A 14,705-nucleotide genomic window follows, 5' to 3' on the forward strand; every position below is an offset into this window, starting at 1 on the left:
GGATGTGAGGATGCGACGCATTCGTGACATCCGCATCATCCGGTGGGAACTGAAGCTCGCCTACGTCGTCGGCGTCTACGCCGCCATCTTCTCGCTCGCGGCCCTCCTCCGTGCTTTGGGATCGGCCGAGACGCTCGTGTGGCTCACGACGGGCGTGTTCGACGTCGCGGCGCTGTTGGTCGGCGCGCGGGTCTTCCGCGGCCGTGGGGAGGCGATCGAGCCGCCGCGACCATGGTGGCGCATGACGGCACGGCCGACGCTGAGCCGCCGCCTCGGCATCCTCTTCGTCGTGCTCGCGACGGGATCGGTCGTGGCATTCATCCTCAGTGCCGTCGGCGTGTATGAGCCGCTCCCGCAGACGTCGACGAGCGAGACGATCGCGATCTATGTCACCAGCGGACTGGAATATGCCGCTTTCGCCTACTTCTACCTGAATTCGGCCGTGCGGTTGAGGCGGCTCGGTGTGCCCGCCAAGCCCCCGAAGTTCCGCCCGACGGTCAAGCTCGGCTGACACGCGAGCGAGGCGCGAGCGCGTCGCTAGGATCGGCTCATGTCGGATGACGCGGTGAAGCAAGCTCAAGAGGCCGCCGCAGCCGCGGCCGAGGCAGCCGAGGCGCTGCAGGTGCAGGCGCAAGAGGCGATCAAGAAGGCCGAAGAGGCCGCGGCACTCGCGCAGGCGGCACTCGACGCGCAAGAGCAGGCGGATGCCGCAGCAACGGCGACCGCGGAGCCCGCCGCCGCTCCCGCCGAGGCACCCGTGGCCGCCGAGCCGGCGACGACGCCGGCCGCAACCACCTCGGGCCCGCTCGACGCCGAGCACCTCGACGCCATCCGCGCCGGGTACGCCTTCGAGCGCGCCGCCCTCGAGATGGGCGCGCTGGTCAACGGCGACGCCCGGCCCGACGTGCCCGTACGCATCCCGATCGCGATGACGAACCGGCACGGGCTCGTCGCCGGTGCGACGGGCACGGGCAAGACGCGCACGCTGCAAGTGCTCGCCGAGCAGCTGTCGAGCGCGGGCGTGGCGGTGTTCGCGGCCGACATCAAGGGCGACCTCTCGGGCGTCGCGACGCCCGGCGAGGGCAACGAGAGGCTCCTGAAGCGCACGGCGGGCATCGGCCAGCAGTGGACGCCCGAGACCTTCCCGACCGAGTACTTCTCGCTCGGCGGCGTGGGCAAGGGCGTGCCGATCCGCGCGACGATCGCCGGCTTCGGGCCACTGCTGCTCTCGAAGGTGCTCGGGCTCAACGACACGCAGGAGTCGAGCCTCGGCCTCGTCTTCCACTACGCCAACAACAACGGCCTCGCGCTGCTCGACCTCGACGACCTGCGCGCGGTGCTCGCTTACCTCGTGAGCGACGAGGGCAAAGCCGAACTCGAGGGACTCGGTGGTCTCTCGAAGGCGACCGTGGGCGTCATCCTCCGCGAGCTCATCACGTTCGCCGACCAGGGCGCCGACGTCTTCTTCGGCGAACCCGAGATCGACACCGCGGAGTTCCTGCGCGTGGCATCCGACGGCCGCGGCATCATCAGCCTGCTCGAAGTGCCGGGGGTCGCCGACAAGCCGGCCCTCTACTCGACCTTTCTGATGTGGTTGCTCGCCGACCTCTTCACCGACCTGCCCGAGGTCGGCGATCTCGACAAGCCGAAGCTCGTGTTCTTCTTCGACGAGGCGCACCTGCTCTTCAAGGACGCGTCGAAGGACTTCCTCGCCCAGATCACGCAGACCGTCCGGCTCATCCGCTCGAAGGGCGTCGGCGTGTTCTTCGTCACGCAGACGCCGAAGGACGTGCCGGCCGATGTGCTTGCGCAACTCGGCTCACGCGTGCAGCACCAGTTGCGCGCGTTCACGCCCGACGACGCGAAGGCGTTGCGGGCCACCGTCTCGACGTACCCCAAGTCGGGCTACGACCTCGAGGAGGTGCTCACGAACCTCGGAACCGGCGAGGCGATCGTGACCGTCATGAACGAGAAGGGCGCCCCGAGCCCCGTCGCCTGGACCCGCCTTCGGGCGCCGCAGGCCTCGATGTCGCCGTCACCGGATGCCTCGATCGATGCGACGATCGCGGCCTCACCGCTGCTTCCGAAGTACGGCACCGGCATCGACCGCGAGTCGGCGCACGAGATCCTCACGAAGAAGCTCGCCGAGGCGGCGGCGAAGGTCGACGCCGAAACGGCCGCCGAGGCCAGGGCGAGGGCCGATGCCGAGTACGAGAAGATGCAGGCGAAGATCCAGGCGGATGCCGCGAAGGCCGACAAGAAGGCGCAGGCGGAGTACGACCGCCTCATGAAGCAGACTTCGAGCGGCTCGCGGAGCCGGTCGAAGTCGCCCGAGAAGACCGCCCTCGAGGAGGTGCTCGGCTCCCGCACCACGCAGACGGTGTTGAAGCAGGTCATCACGGGCATCTTCGGCATGGCGAAGCGCCGGTGACGGCCATGCAGGCATCGAAGCGAGTGGATGACCCGACGTACGTGATTCGCCCCTACGAGGCTGCCGACCGCGATGGCGTCGCACTCGTGTGCCTCCGCACGGCGGCAGGCGGCGGCGATGCGACCGGCGTGTACTCCGACGACACGCTGATGCCCGAGGTCTTCGCGCTGCCGTACGTCGACTACGCGCCCGACCTCGCGTTCGTCGTGAGCGACGGCCGGCGCGTCCTCGGCTACGTCATCGGCGTCGCCGACACGGCGGCGTTCATCGAGTGGTGGAAGCAGAAATGGGCGCCGGGCTTCGCCGCGAGGCATCCGTCACCCGGAGCCGCGACCGGGCACGATCCCGGCTTCACTGAGGTCCAGCTCATCGAAGCCGGAACGAACCCCGAGCGCATGCGCATCGCCGAGCTCGACGAGTACCCCGCTCACCTCCACATCGACCTGCTGCCCGAACTGCAGGGACAGGGATTCGGCCGCCGGCTCATCGACACGCTCCGCGCGGCACTCGCCGAGCGCGGCGTGCCGGCCGTGCACCTCGGCATGGACGCCGCCAACACCGGCGCGCGCGCGTTCTACGACCGGCTGGGGTTCCACGAGCTGCCGTCGAGCCGGCCACAGGAACCGCTGCTCGGCATCGAGACCAACGACACCATCGACACCGCCGACGCGGCCACGGCGGGGGAGTGACCCGCCCTCAGCGCCGCAGAAGCGAGCGCCGCTCGAACCAGTAGAGGAGCTTCGGATCGCTCGCACGAAGCTCAGCGAGCGTGACCGGCTCGGTGCGCACCGTCTCCTCGACTTCGAGGAGGCGGGCCACCAGATCCATGGTGCCCGTTTCCCAGAACCGGCCCCGCATGCGAATGGCTCCGCGGCCCGCGCGATCGACGACGAACAGTTCGTGCGACGTCTCGAGGCTGTTCGAGCGGTAGAGCTGGATGCGCAGCACGCCCGCCACATCGCGGGTCGCAATGGTGCCGCGGCGGCCGAAGAACCCGCGTTCGACGATGCCGTACCGGCTGATCGTCACGTGCGTACGCCGATACGCGACCCACGCGGCGAGCGTGAGCACGGCGGTGACGGCTGCGGTCCACACGACGATCGTCGCGGCGTCGCGAGTGCCGAGCACCCAGAGCTCCGCGCCGAGCAGCGGCAGCGCGAGCGCCGCGACGGGGAGTCCGATGCTCCACCCGAGGCTGCGGCGCGGCCTCAGGGTGTGCACCCTGAGGCCGTCGTCCCGTGCTGCCGCCGCGCTGTCGGAGAAGTCCCCTGCGTCCCCACTCCTCGCTTCGACTCGTGCGGCTGACATCTCTCACATCATCCGGGAGGGTGCTGCGGCATGCTATTCGGCATTAATGAGGACACGGATGCCGCAGGGCATCCGTGGCGGCGAAATCCGCACCATGATGCGGTGCTTCCGGTACGCAACAGGCCCTGTCGAGCGAACTCGGCAGGGCCTGTCGTGGTGGCGGAGGATGGGGGATTCGAACCCCCGAGGGCTTGCACCCAACACGCTTTCCAAGCGTGCGCCATAGGCCACTAGGCGAATCCTCCACGGGGACTCCTCACGCACCCGCCAGAGCCCGGTTACCCTTGCTGCGTTTCCGCCCTGGGGGAGTTGGCCTGGATGGCGCCACGTGAGGAGCCGGAGACAGTCTACCCGAGCCGGGCGGAGCCACTGACCGTGGGCCGACTCCGGCGAGTGGATGCCTCGGCGCGGGGATGCCGGGATCTTCGGCTGCCCAGACGCCCGCCCAATAGGCTGGACGCGTGGCGCACCGCATCTACATCTGCTCCGCCGAGGGCAACACCGGCAAGTCCACCGTGGCGCTCGGCACGCTCGACACACTGTCGAGACGCGCGACGCGAGTGGGGGTGTTCCGCCCGATCGCCCGTTCGACGGCCGAACGCGACTACGTGCTCGAGCTCCTGCTCGCACACGAGGCCGTTGCGCCGCTCGAATACGAGGACGCCATCGGCGTCGGCTACGACGACGTGCACTCCGACCCCGACGGCGCGCTCGCCACGATCGTGCGCCGGTTCAAGGCGGTCGAAGACCGGTGCGACGCCGTCGTCATCCTCGGCTCCGACTTCACCGATGTCGGCAGCCCGACCGAGCTCGCGTACAACGCACGAATCGCGGCAAACCTCGGCGCACCCGTGCTGCTCGTCGTCGGCGGCCGGGTCGGGCAGGGCCAGGGGCGCGGGCGCTCCGAGCGGCTCGGGTACTCCGACGCGCGCACACCCGACGAGCTCGCGCAGCTCACCGAGCTCGCCGTCGAGGAGCTCGAGCGCGAGCACGCGTCGCTGCTCGGCATCGTCGTGAACCGCGCCGACCCCGATCGGCTCGACGAGATCATCAAGACCGTGCGGGTCGTCGGCCGTTGGCAGGGCGCCGCCGCGGGCACCGCGACGCTCGCCGAGGCATCCGTCGCCGTCTGGGCCATTCCCGAAGACCCGTTCCTCGTCGCGCCCTCGATGCGCACGATCATGCAGGCCGTCGACGGCGAGCTCTACGCCGGCGATCCCGACCTGCTGAATCGCGAGGCGCTCGGCGTAGTGATCGCCGCGATGTCGATGGAGAACGTGCTGACCCGGCTCATCGAGGGCTCGGTCGTGGTGGTGCCGGGCGATCGCAGCGAGGTGCTGCTCGGCGTGCTGACCGCGCACGCATCCGCGACGTTCCCGTCGATCTCGGGCATCGTGCTGAACGGCGGCTTCCCGTTGTCCGAACAGGTCGAGCGGCTCATCGACGGGCTCAAGGCGGGCCTGCCGATCATCCGCACCGAGCTCGGCAGCTACGACACCGCCCTCTCGATCACGCACTCGCGGGGCCGCCTCGCCGCCGAGTCGCAGCGCAAGCGCGACACCGCCCTGTCGCTCTTCGAGCAGCACGTCGACGGACCGGCCCTGCTCGACCGCCTCGAGATCGCCCGCCCCGAGGTCGTCACGCCGCTCATGTTCGAGTACGGCCTGCTCGAACGCGCCCGGCACGAGCGCAAGCACATTGTGCTGCCCGAGGGCTACGACGACCGCATCCTGCGGGCCGCCGCGACGCTGCTCGCGCGGGATGTCGCCGAGCTCACGATCCTGGGTGAAGAGATCGAGATCCGCGCCCGCGCCATCGGGCTCGGGCTCGACATCTCGCGCGCGACGGTGCTCTCGAACCACGACCACGTGCTCGTCTACCGGTTCGCCGACGAGTACCAGCGCCGCCGCGCCCACAAGGGCGTCACGCTCGAGCAGGCCCGCGAGACGGTGCAGGACGTCTCGTACTTCGGCACCATGATGGTCGAGCTCGGCCTCGCCGACGGCATGGTGTCGGGGGCGGCGCACACCACGGCGCACACGATCCGTCCGTCGTTCGAGATCATCAAGACGAAGCCGGGCGTCGAGGTCGTCTCGAGCGTGTTCCTGATGGCGCTCGCCGACCGGGTGCTCGTCTACGGCGACTGCGCGATCGTGCCCGACCCCACCTCCGAGCAGCTCGCCGACATCGCGATCTCGTCGGCCGCGACGGCGAAGCAGTTCGGCATCGAGCCGCGTATCGCGATGCTGTCGTACTCGACGGGGGAGTCGGGTTCGGGCGCCGACGTCGACAAGGTGCGCCGGGCGACCGCGCTCGTGCGCGAGCGCGCCCCGCAGCTCGCCGTCGAGGGCCCGATCCAGTACGACGCCGCCGCCGATGCGGCGGTCGCGCGCACGAAACTGCCCGATTCCGATGTCGCCGGTCGTGCGACGGTGTTCATCTTCCCCGACCTGAACACCGGCAACAACACCTACAAGGCGGTGCAGCGCTCATCGGGCGCCGTCGCGATCGGCCCGGTGCTGCAGGGGCTGAAGAAGCCCATCAACGACCTCTCGCGCGGCGCCCTCGTGCAGGACATCGTCAACACCGTGGCCATCACGGCGATCCAGGCGGCGGATGCCTCGTGAGCACCGTCCTCGTCGTCAACTCGGGTTCCTCGTCGCTGAAGTACCAGCTCATCGACCTCGACGGCGGTGACGATCGCCGACTCGCGAGCGGGCTCATCGAGCGCATCGGGCACGACGACGCCCGCGCGGTCCACACGACCACGGCGCATCCGGATGGCGCCCCATTCACCGTCGACGCGCCGGTGGCCGATCATGACGCGGCATTCGCGATGATGCTCGAGGCATTCGAGCAGCACGGCCCGTCGCTCGCCGAGCACGCGCCCGTCGCCGTGGGCCATCGCGTGGTGCAGGGCGGTGCGCGGTTCGTCGAGCCCACGGTGATCACCGAGCTCGTGAAGATCAACATCGACGAGCTCGCGGTGCTCGCGCCGCTGCACAACCCGGCCAACCTCGCGGGCATCGTCGCCGCCCAGCGAGCCTTTCCCGAGGTGCCGCACGTGGCGGTGTTCGACACGGCGTTCCACCAGACGATGCCGCCCGCCGCCTACACCTACGCGATCGACCGTGAGGTCGCCGAACGTCATCGGGTTCGGCGCTACGGATTCCATGGCACCTCGCACCGGTACGTCTCCCGGGCGGCTGCCGAGTTCCTCGACGAGCCGGTGGAGGAGCTGCGCATGATCGTGCTGCACCTGGGCAACGGGGCGTCGGCGTGCGCGGTCGACGGCGGGCGCTCGGTCGAGACGAGCATGGGCATGACGCCGCTCGAGGGGCTCGTCATGGGCACTCGCTCGGGCGACCTCGATCCCGCCGTGCTGGTGCACCTCCAGCGGCGGGCGGGGCTCGACGTCGACGGCATCGACCGGCTGCTGAACTCCCGCAGCGGCATCCTCGGCTTGAGCGGACACGCCGACATGCGCGATCTGGAGTCGGCGCGTGAAGCGGGCGACGAGGCGGCCGCGCTCGCGTTCGAGGTGTACGCGCATCGCATCCGCTCGTATGTGGGCGCCTACGCGGCACAGCTCGGCCGCGTCGACGCGATCGTGTTCACGGCGGGTGTGGGAGAGAACTCGGCGAGTGTGCGCGAGGCCGCGCTCGAGGGCCTCGAAGGGTTCGGCGTCGAGATCGACGATGCGCGCAATCGCGAGCGGCGCGGCGGCGCTCGCCGGATCTCGACTGATGCCTCGCGCACGGCGGTGCTCGTCGTGCCCACCGATGAGGAGCTCGAGATCGCCCGCCAGACCCTCGCAACCGTCGAGGCCTGACCCCCACAGATTTACAAGAAGCATTGTGCAAGAACACTTGTGCAACGGATCTTGCGGAATTATCCTGAGGGCATGGCTGACCCGACGAATTCCATCGACCTGCATGACGCGGGCCCCATGCGCGCCTTGGCGCACCCGCTGCGCCTGCGCATGCTCGGCCTCCTCCGCGTCGAGGGGCCGCAATCGGTGGGCCGGCTCGCCGAGGCGACCGGCGTGGCATCCGGCTCGGTGAGCTATCACCTCGCGACCCTTGCCAAGTACGGGTTCGTGATCCCGGCACCCGAGCTGGAACGCGACGGCCGCGAGCGGTGGTGGAAGGCGGCGCACGAGATGACCACCTCGCAGTCGGCCGAGTTCCTCGACGACCCCGAGCGGCGTGAGGCCGACGAGGCGATGCGCAGGGCGGTGCTCGACTCCTATCACCGCGAGCTCCTCCGGTCACTCGACGCCGAGCTCGCCCTCGAACCCGAGTGGGTCGCGGCATCCGACTCGAGCGACGGAGGCGCCCACCTCACGCTCGACGAGTTCCGCGAGCTCGGCGCCGAGCTCGAGGCGCTCCGCGAGAAGTGGTGGGGCTACGGCCGCACCCCGAGGCCGGGCACCCGCCCGGTGCGCTGGATCACCCACGTCTTCCCCCGGAGCGAGCCGTGAGCGAGGCCACGACGACCACGGCCAGGGGGCCTGCGGCGACGGATGCCCCGCGCCGGCGCCTGCCCATCTTCGCCCTGTTCGCCGCGCAGCTGTTCTCGCTCTCGGGCAACGCGATCGCCATGATCGCGATCCCGATCATCGCTCTCACCGAGACCGGATCCCCGCTCGCGGCGGGCGTCGCCGGCGTCTTCGCGACGGTGCCGCTCATCATCGGCGGCGCGCTCGGCGGGGTGCTCGTCGACCGGTTCGGCTACCGCGTCTCGTCGGTGGTCGCCGACCTCGCGAGCGGTCTCACGGTGCTCGCCATCCCGGTGCTCGCGGCGACGGTGGGGCTCCACTTCGGCGTGCTCCTCGCCCTCGTCTTCCTCGGCGGGCTGCTCGACGCACCCGGCGACACCGCGAAGACCGTGCTGATGCCCGACCTCGCCGTGCTCGCCCGCATGCCGCTCGCCCGTGCCGCGGGCGTGCAGTCCACCGTGCAGCGCACGGCGACGCTGGTCGGTGCGGGCATCGCGGGGACGCTCGTCGCGCTCGCCGGTCCGATGCCCGCGCTCGTGGTCGATGCGACCGGGTTCGCGCTGTCGGCCGCACTCGTGGGGCTCTTCGTGCCGCGTCACGCCGAGGCATCCGATGCCGATGCGAGCGAGCACTCGGGGGGCGGTTTCGTCGCGGGCATCCGGTTCATCGCCCGCTCGCCGCTGCTCCGCGCCATCGTGCTCCTCGTCACGCTCACGAACGCGATCGACGCGGCGGGCATGACCGTGCTGAAGCCCGTCTACGCGACCGACGTGCTCGGCGACCCTGCGATGCTCGGGTTCATGGTCGGATGCTTCGCCGCCGGCGCCCTCAGCGGCTCGGCGCTCTTCGGGGCGTTCGGTCATCGGTACTCGGGGCGGCTGATGTTCGCGAGCTGCTTCGTGCTCGCCGGTGCGCCGCCGTACCTCGCGATGGCCCTCGGGGCACCGATTCACGTGCTCCTGCCGATCCTCGCGGCCGCCGGACTCGCAGCCGGTGCGCTCAACCCCATGATGTCGACGGCGATGTACGGCCTCGTGCCCGACGGCATGCGAGCGCGCGTGTTCGGGGCGACGACCGCCGGGGTCGTGGCATCCATGCCCATCGGCGCCTTCGCGGGCGGCCTCGCGGTGGAGCAGCTCGGTCTCGTTCCGACCCTCGCCGCGTGTGCGGTGCTCTACCTTCTGCTGGGGTCGAGCCCGCTCTACATCCGCGCCTTCTCGGGACTGTCCGCAGCGCGCACCCCTACCGGGGTACGGGGTCAAGATGGCTCGACCGTGTGATGTGATTCACAGCGGTGGCCTCGTACGCTCGGACGACGGTCGATCCCCGGCCGTGAAGCACACGCACCCGAAGCGTTCGTCTGGAATCTCATTCGTGCACTCGGCCGAGGAGATGAGTGCACGTGAGCCTGCTGGTCGTAGAACGCCCCGACGGTGCCGAGGGCACCATGTCGCCAGTCATCCGCACGGCGGGCCGACGGCGTGACGAGGTCGATCCGGCGCAGAGCGGTTTCGCGCAGCTCTCTCGCCAGATCAAGGCCGAGGGGCTGCTCGACCGATTCGTGGGCTTCTACGTGCGCAAGGCGATCTTCTGGGCGATCGTGGGCGGGGCGGCCGTCGCCGCATCCTTCGCCATCGGCGACTCGTGGTGGCAGCTCGTCATCGCCGGAGCGCTCGGCGTGGTCTTCACCCAGTTCGCGTTCATGGCACATGAAGCCTCGCACCGGCAGGTGTTCCTCTCGGGGCCCGCGAACGACTGGGCCGGCCTGTTCCTCGCCAACCTCGTCGTCGGCATCAGCTACAGCTGGTGGATGAACAAGCACACCCGCCATCACGGCAACCCCAACGTGATCGGCCGTGATCCCGACATCGTGAAGGACACGATCTCCTTCCTCGAAGAGGATGCCGCGCAGAGCCGCGGGCTCGTTCGGGTCATCACGCGCAAGCAGGGGTATCTCTTCTTTCCGCTGCTGCTGCTCGAGGGCATCAACCTGCACGTGCACGGCATCCGCCACGTGTTCGGGAAGGCACCGGTCAAGCGCCGCCGACTCGAGATCGCGCTCATCGCGGTGCGACTCATCGTGGTCGTCGCCCTCATCTTCTGGGCGTTCCCGCCGCTCCTGGCGGCCGCCTTCCTGCTGGTGCAGCTCGGCGTCTTCGGCGTCTACATGGGTGCATCGTTCGCGCCGAACCACAAGGGCATGCCGCTCATCCCACGAGGCACCCGCGTCGACTTCCTCGAACGCCAGGTGCTGACGAGTCGCAACATCCGCGGCGGATGGTTCATCGACTCGTTCATGGGCGGACTCAACTACCAGGTGGAGCACCACCTCTTCCCGAGCATGGCGCGACCCGCGTTGGCACGAGCGCAACAGATCGTGCGCGAGCACTGTCGGGCGAACGACGTGCGCTACACCGAGACGGGCCTCATCGAGTCGTACACGATCGTGATCGCCTACCTCAACCGCGTCGGACTCGCCGCGCGCGACCCGTTCGACTGCCCCATGATCAACTCGTATCGCCGCCGCGACTGAGCGCGGCGAACGATCGTCGATCAAGCCGGGACGCAGGTCGCAGCGCCGATTGTCAACGGCCACGTCGCGAGTCTGGCGACCCGTGGCGACGTCCAGTTGCCGACCTTCGACTCCACTGCGATCGCCGCTTGCGTGCTGAGGATGCCGCCGAGCAGGCCGATGTTGTAGGTCGTCGTGTAGACGCCGCCGGCATCGGGCCCCGCCGTCGTCGCTCCCGTGGTGATCGGGAGCAAGTTGGGGATAGCGCCGTTGTTCGAGTAGTACAGGTTGAGATTCGTCGGCACGGTATAGCCGCTCCCGACGGGGAACGACCAGCGGAGCGACAGCGTCGGCGTGACGACGTTGCCCCCTGCCGTGCAGCTGACGATGGTCGGGGTCCCGACCGCCAGGGCGGTGAACGAGCCCGTCGCCGACTCGCCGGCAAACCATGCCGCTTCGGTCTGTGCCGCTGAACCCGCGCTGCCGACCGAGCCGACTGCGACCATGAGCGCGCACCCCGCGAGCAGCGCGGCGGCCCGGGTCATCCGACTCATCATGGCGTCCTCCGCCTGCGGGCAGCGGTGGTGAGCGAGACCACAGCACCGCCGATGACGGCTGCGGCCGCGATCGCCAGGAGTGGCGCGACATCGACGCCGCTCGCGGCGATGGCACCACTTCCGTCGGTGCCCACGGACTCGCCGAATCCCTCGGCCGACACGGTGAACTCGCTGAGGACCGGGAGCTCCGAGCCCGCATCGCTCATGCGGGTCTCCACGCGAAGCCAGCGCTCCTCGGTGTCGGCCATGGTTCCGAGGTCGAATGTGTCGCGCTCGCCGAGTCCGGTCGTCGGCACCAGTACCGACTCGCCGTCGCAGCGGCCGTCGGCGGTGCGATGGTCGCATGCCGTGACAGTCACCTCCAGCACCGGATTCGCCGAGCCTGCTGCGGTGAGCGAGATTCGCACGGTACCGGGCGACGGCGCTTCCGCCTCGACGCCGACGATCCACACCGCGCTCTCGCCGGCTCCGAGCGTCGCCATCTCCGCCGCATCGCCGATCGACGTGAGCCGGATCACCTCGCCCTGCACGACGGCCTCCGTGCTCGCGGCCGCCGCCCGATCGACCGGCCCCGAGAGGGGGATCACGGCGATCGCGGCGACCGCGGCGATGGACAGGGCTGAGTGGGCCGCCGAGGTCGCTCGCGCGGCACCGGTGTGCGGCGGGGCAGGCGACTCGCGATGCCGGCCGCATCCACCTCGCGGTGTCCGCGGCCAGAACGCCCAGACGACGAGCGTGGTCGCGCCGAGCGTGAGCCCGCCGAGCACGAGCGGTTGGCCGAGCGCCGCGATCGTCGTGGCGATGCCCGGTATGGCGAACAGCACGACGCGCACCGTGGTGACGCGGTAGGGCATCGGATCGTCGACCGGGTTCGCATCGCCGCGAAGGGTCAGCTCCCGCTCTGCTCCCGGGCCCGAGATCGCGACGACCCGGTGCGTCACCGGCAGCTTGCCGGGTCGATCGACGGTGACGACGTCGCCGATGTCCACCGATGCCGCCGGCACCTCGCGCACGAGGGCGGCCGCCCCCGCGGGAATCGCGGGAGACATCGACCCGGTCTTGAACAGCATGATCGACACGTCGAACGCGACGGCCGCCACGACGAGCGCGATGCAGACGGCGCCGCCCGCGGCGGCGATCGTCATGAGCACATCGCCGACGACGGATGCCGCGCTGCGCCGCCTCCTCACCGGAGCCCCTACGACGCCGACGCGGACGTGAACGCCCAGGTGACGGTGCCGGTGCGGCCTTGCGTCGTATTCGGGGCATCCGTCTTCAGCCGGATCTGGAAGCAGAACCGCACCGTGTTCGCCGCGTTCGCCGAGAGTGCACCCTGCACGCCGACAGGCACCGTCGTCACCGCGACGTAGGCCCCGGCGTACGTGGCGGCGGCGCACGTGGTCGTCGTGGCGGTCACCGCGACGCGGTACTCGAGCTGCCCGGTCAACTGGCTGTCGCCGGCCGGGACGGCCGAGGTCAGCACCGAGGTGCCGCCCACCGTGCTCGCGAGGGCCGGCGGGTCAGCCGGTCCTGTGGTGCGCACGTCGAGTCCAGCGGTGAACAGCGCGCCCGGAGACATGCCGGTCGCCGCGAATGTCAGCGTAGCCGGCGTCTGGTCATGGCTGGCGAATGTCGCATCGGTCGAGTTCTTCGAAACGGTGTCGAAGACGCTCGACCCGAACATGCCGGTGGCGTTCTCCGCATCGTTCCAGGCCGCGAGGGTGGCGGTCGCACCGACGCCCAGCACGAGACCGCCGGCGAGCACGGCGCGCCAGCGTCCAGGCAGTGCTGCCCGAACGAAGGAGCCGCGATGCCGTGCCACGGGGTGCCTACGGCAACGTTGCGGTCGACGTTGCGGCGAACTCCCACGTGACGGCGCCGGTCTGGCTCGGATCGAGCCCCACCCCTGCGGTCACAGCGAAGCAGAGGTACAGCGGAGTCGTGACGGCGGCGAGGTCGAACACGGCCGTCGGCCCGCTCGCGGTCGTCGCGGCATCCGTCACGAGTGCCGCACCCGTCGTCGTCTCGTCGCAGCCGAATGCCGTCGGCTCGATGAGCGTGTAGGTGAGGTCGGCCGCGATCGCTGCAGCACTCAACGCCTCGATCGTGACGTCGGCGGCGTTCGTCGACCCGGCCTCCAGTTGCACGGCGAACGGCGCGTACACGGTGTCACCCGGCGCAAGCGCGTCGGCGTCGACTTCGAACACGAGCGTCTTGCCCGGCGACTCCGGACTGCTCGAGAACGTCGAGCCGTCGAGACTGCCCTCGATGCCGAACTGGCCGGATCCGAAGGTGCCGGTGGCGAACTCGGAGTCGTTCCATGCTGCGAGCGTGATGGCGGCTCCGACGCCGAGCACGAGCCCACCGGCGATGATCGCCATCGTCCTGCGACGGCGGTCGCCGCCGCCTGTCCGCTCCGCTGTCGTCGCGTGGTCGATTGGCGTTTCCATGTTGTCCCCCGATTGTGGAATCCATCGCCATGCCCCCATCGCGATGAGCCCGAGCATAGGCGCTTTCCACCGTCGCGGGTCGAGGGGGCGCCCCTGCGCTCGAAATCCGCGCCGAACTGGGGAAATGTGCGTCGTGTGCCCTTCACGAGGACCGCGATGGGCGTCGGCCGACACCCGTTCAGGGGGCATTCCTGCAAATCGTTCGTGTACCCCGATGCGAGCACCTACGTTGAACGCGGATGGCGCTGTCAGCATCGTCATCTGCCGGCTGGAGCGCGCGAGTTCACCGCGTGAGGCATTGTGGTCGACGTGACGGCCATCGGAAGTGAGGTGTGCGGCGACGCCACCCTGCCCGATGCCTTCACCTCCCTCGCTCCGGGCGCTGCTGGGGCGGGGACGATCGCATCGACGGGTGTCGACCTCGACGGCGCGGCGGGTATCGCGGGCGGCGTCCTGCTGCTCGGAGTGCTCGCGCTGCTCATCGCACGGCGTCGCACTGCATGCACAACAGGGAGTCCGGGCGGCGGTCGCCCCCGGGCACCCTGTCGCTGCGTGTCAGCGTTGCAGTCGCGCGCAGTCGATGCAGAGTTCGGCGGTCGGTCGCGCGTCGAGCCGCGCCACCGCGATGCGCTTGCCGCAGTTCGCACAGACGCCGTAGCTGCCGTCGGCGATGCGTGCGAGCGCACGGTCGACCTCGGCGAGCTCGGCTCGAGCGTCGGCGAGCACGGCGGTGCGCTGCGACCATTCCTGGGTCATCGTCGGGCCCTCGGGATCGTGCTCGTCGTCGGCGGAGGCATCCGATCTGGCGGCCCGCACCTCGCTCATCGCGTCGGCGAATTCGGCGAATCGCTCCTCGGCGTCGGCGCGCTCCCTGAGGAGCTTCGCCTGGAATCGCTCGAGCTGCGCGGGCGTCATCGTCACGGTCATCACGTCCCCTTCCGGTCCC

Annotated in this window: 14 protein-coding genes, 1 tRNA gene and 1 other RNA gene; 8 read left to right on the forward strand and 8 right to left on the reverse strand. The window is 70.0% G+C overall.

Translation table 11 applies throughout. The features are described 5' to 3' along the window. Positions 1 to 10 precede the first annotated feature (10 nt). From QFZ26_RS14000 to QFZ26_RS14010, 3 genes are read left to right on the forward strand one after another with little or no spacing between them, the layout of a single operon-like run. Positions 11 to 511, forward strand: a complete 501-nt coding sequence (locus tag QFZ26_RS14000) for a hypothetical protein (RefSeq protein WP_307043125.1) — start codon at positions 11 to 13, stop codon at positions 509 to 511. Positions 512 to 550: 39 nt separating this feature from the next. Further along, a complete protein-coding gene (locus QFZ26_RS14005; RefSeq protein WP_307043127.1) occupies positions 551 to 2,431 on the forward strand; it encodes a helicase HerA-like domain-containing protein in 1,881 nt (626 codons plus the stop codon). 23 nt (positions 2,432 to 2,454) lie between these two features. Continuing rightward, the gene (locus QFZ26_RS14010; RefSeq protein WP_307043129.1) at positions 2,455 to 3,120 is read left to right on the forward strand and encodes a GNAT family N-acetyltransferase; all 666 of its coding nucleotides are present in this window, start codon (positions 2,455 to 2,457) and stop codon (positions 3,118 to 3,120) included. 7 nt (positions 3,121 to 3,127) lie between these two features. Here QFZ26_RS14010 and QFZ26_RS14015 read toward each other — a convergent pair whose 3' ends face one another. The 3 genes from QFZ26_RS14015 to ffs form a co-directional block, all read right to left on the reverse strand. Continuing rightward, positions 3,128 to 3,739, reverse strand: coding sequence for a hypothetical protein (locus tag QFZ26_RS14015; RefSeq protein ID WP_307043131.1), 612 nt, complete (start codon positions 3,737 to 3,739; stop codon positions 3,128 to 3,130). Between the two features lie 157 nt (positions 3,740 to 3,896). Next, a tRNA-Ser gene (locus QFZ26_RS14020) sits at positions 3,897 to 3,984 on the reverse strand. After that, positions 3,984 to 4,080, reverse strand: an RNA gene (gene ffs, locus QFZ26_RS14025) — signal recognition particle sRNA small type. The genes QFZ26_RS14020 and ffs overlap by 1 nt, the downstream gene beginning before the upstream one ends. Positions 4,081 to 4,200: 120 nt before the next feature. Here ffs and pta point away from each other — a divergent pair. The 5 genes from pta (at position 4,201) to QFZ26_RS14050 (ending at position 10,773) form a co-directional block, all read left to right on the forward strand. Further along, positions 4,201 to 6,366: a phosphate acetyltransferase gene (gene pta, locus QFZ26_RS14030; RefSeq protein WP_307043133.1), complete on the forward strand. Its 2,166-nt coding sequence runs from the start codon at positions 4,201 to 4,203 to the stop codon at positions 6,364 to 6,366. Beyond that, positions 6,363 to 7,571 (forward strand): acetate/propionate family kinase, encoded by a 1,209-nt coding sequence (locus QFZ26_RS14035; protein ID WP_307043135.1) that lies wholly within the window; start codon positions 6,363 to 6,365, stop codon positions 7,569 to 7,571. The genes pta and QFZ26_RS14035 overlap by 4 nt, the downstream gene beginning before the upstream one ends. 72 nt (positions 7,572 to 7,643) lie before the next feature. Then, positions 7,644 to 8,222 (forward strand): ArsR/SmtB family transcription factor, encoded by a 579-nt coding sequence (locus QFZ26_RS14040; RefSeq protein WP_307043137.1) that lies wholly within the window; start codon positions 7,644 to 7,646, stop codon positions 8,220 to 8,222. Next, a complete protein-coding gene (locus tag QFZ26_RS14045) occupies positions 8,219 to 9,520 on the forward strand; it encodes an MFS transporter (RefSeq protein WP_307043139.1) in 1,302 nt (433 codons plus the stop codon). The genes QFZ26_RS14040 and QFZ26_RS14045 overlap by 4 nt, the downstream gene beginning before the upstream one ends. A gap of 167 nt (positions 9,521 to 9,687) precedes the next feature. Continuing rightward, positions 9,688 to 10,773 carry a fatty acid desaturase family protein gene (locus QFZ26_RS14050; RefSeq protein ID WP_373460765.1) on the forward strand — a complete coding sequence of 362 codons (1,086 nt, stop codon included), beginning with the start codon at positions 9,688 to 9,690 and terminating at the stop codon, positions 10,771 to 10,773. A 20-nt stretch (positions 10,774 to 10,793) separates the two neighbouring features. Here the strand turns inward: QFZ26_RS14050 and QFZ26_RS14055 are convergent, their stop codons facing one another. The 5 genes from QFZ26_RS14055 to QFZ26_RS14075 all read right to left on the reverse strand — a co-directional run bounded on the left by QFZ26_RS14055 (position 10,794) and on the right by QFZ26_RS14075 (position 14,686). Then, complete coding sequence (locus QFZ26_RS14055) at positions 10,794 to 11,297, reverse strand: hypothetical protein (RefSeq protein ID WP_307043143.1); 504 nt, start codon at positions 11,295 to 11,297, stop codon at positions 10,794 to 10,796. An 8-nt stretch (positions 11,298 to 11,305) separates the two neighbouring features. Then, a complete protein-coding gene (locus QFZ26_RS14060; protein ID WP_307043145.1) occupies positions 11,306 to 12,499 on the reverse strand; it encodes a hypothetical protein in 1,194 nt (397 codons plus the stop codon). Between the two features lie 8 nt (positions 12,500 to 12,507). Beyond that, complete coding sequence (locus QFZ26_RS14065; RefSeq protein WP_307043146.1) at positions 12,508 to 13,131, reverse strand: SipW-dependent-type signal peptide-containing protein; 624 nt, start codon at positions 13,129 to 13,131, stop codon at positions 12,508 to 12,510. A gap of 7 nt (positions 13,132 to 13,138) precedes the next feature. After that, a complete protein-coding gene (locus tag QFZ26_RS14070) occupies positions 13,139 to 13,759 on the reverse strand; it encodes a SipW-dependent-type signal peptide-containing protein (RefSeq protein ID WP_307043149.1) in 621 nt (206 codons plus the stop codon). Between the two features lie 555 nt (positions 13,760 to 14,314). Further along, the gene (locus tag QFZ26_RS14075; protein WP_307043151.1) at positions 14,315 to 14,686 is read right to left on the reverse strand and encodes a TraR/DksA family transcriptional regulator; all 372 of its coding nucleotides are present in this window, start codon (positions 14,684 to 14,686) and stop codon (positions 14,315 to 14,317) included. Positions 14,687 to 14,705 lie beyond the last annotated feature (19 nt).

Origin of the sequence: Agromyces ramosus, from assembly GCF_030817175.1 — a bacterium.
Classification (GTDB): Bacteria; Actinomycetota; Actinomycetes; order Actinomycetales; family Microbacteriaceae; genus Agromyces; species Agromyces ramosus_A.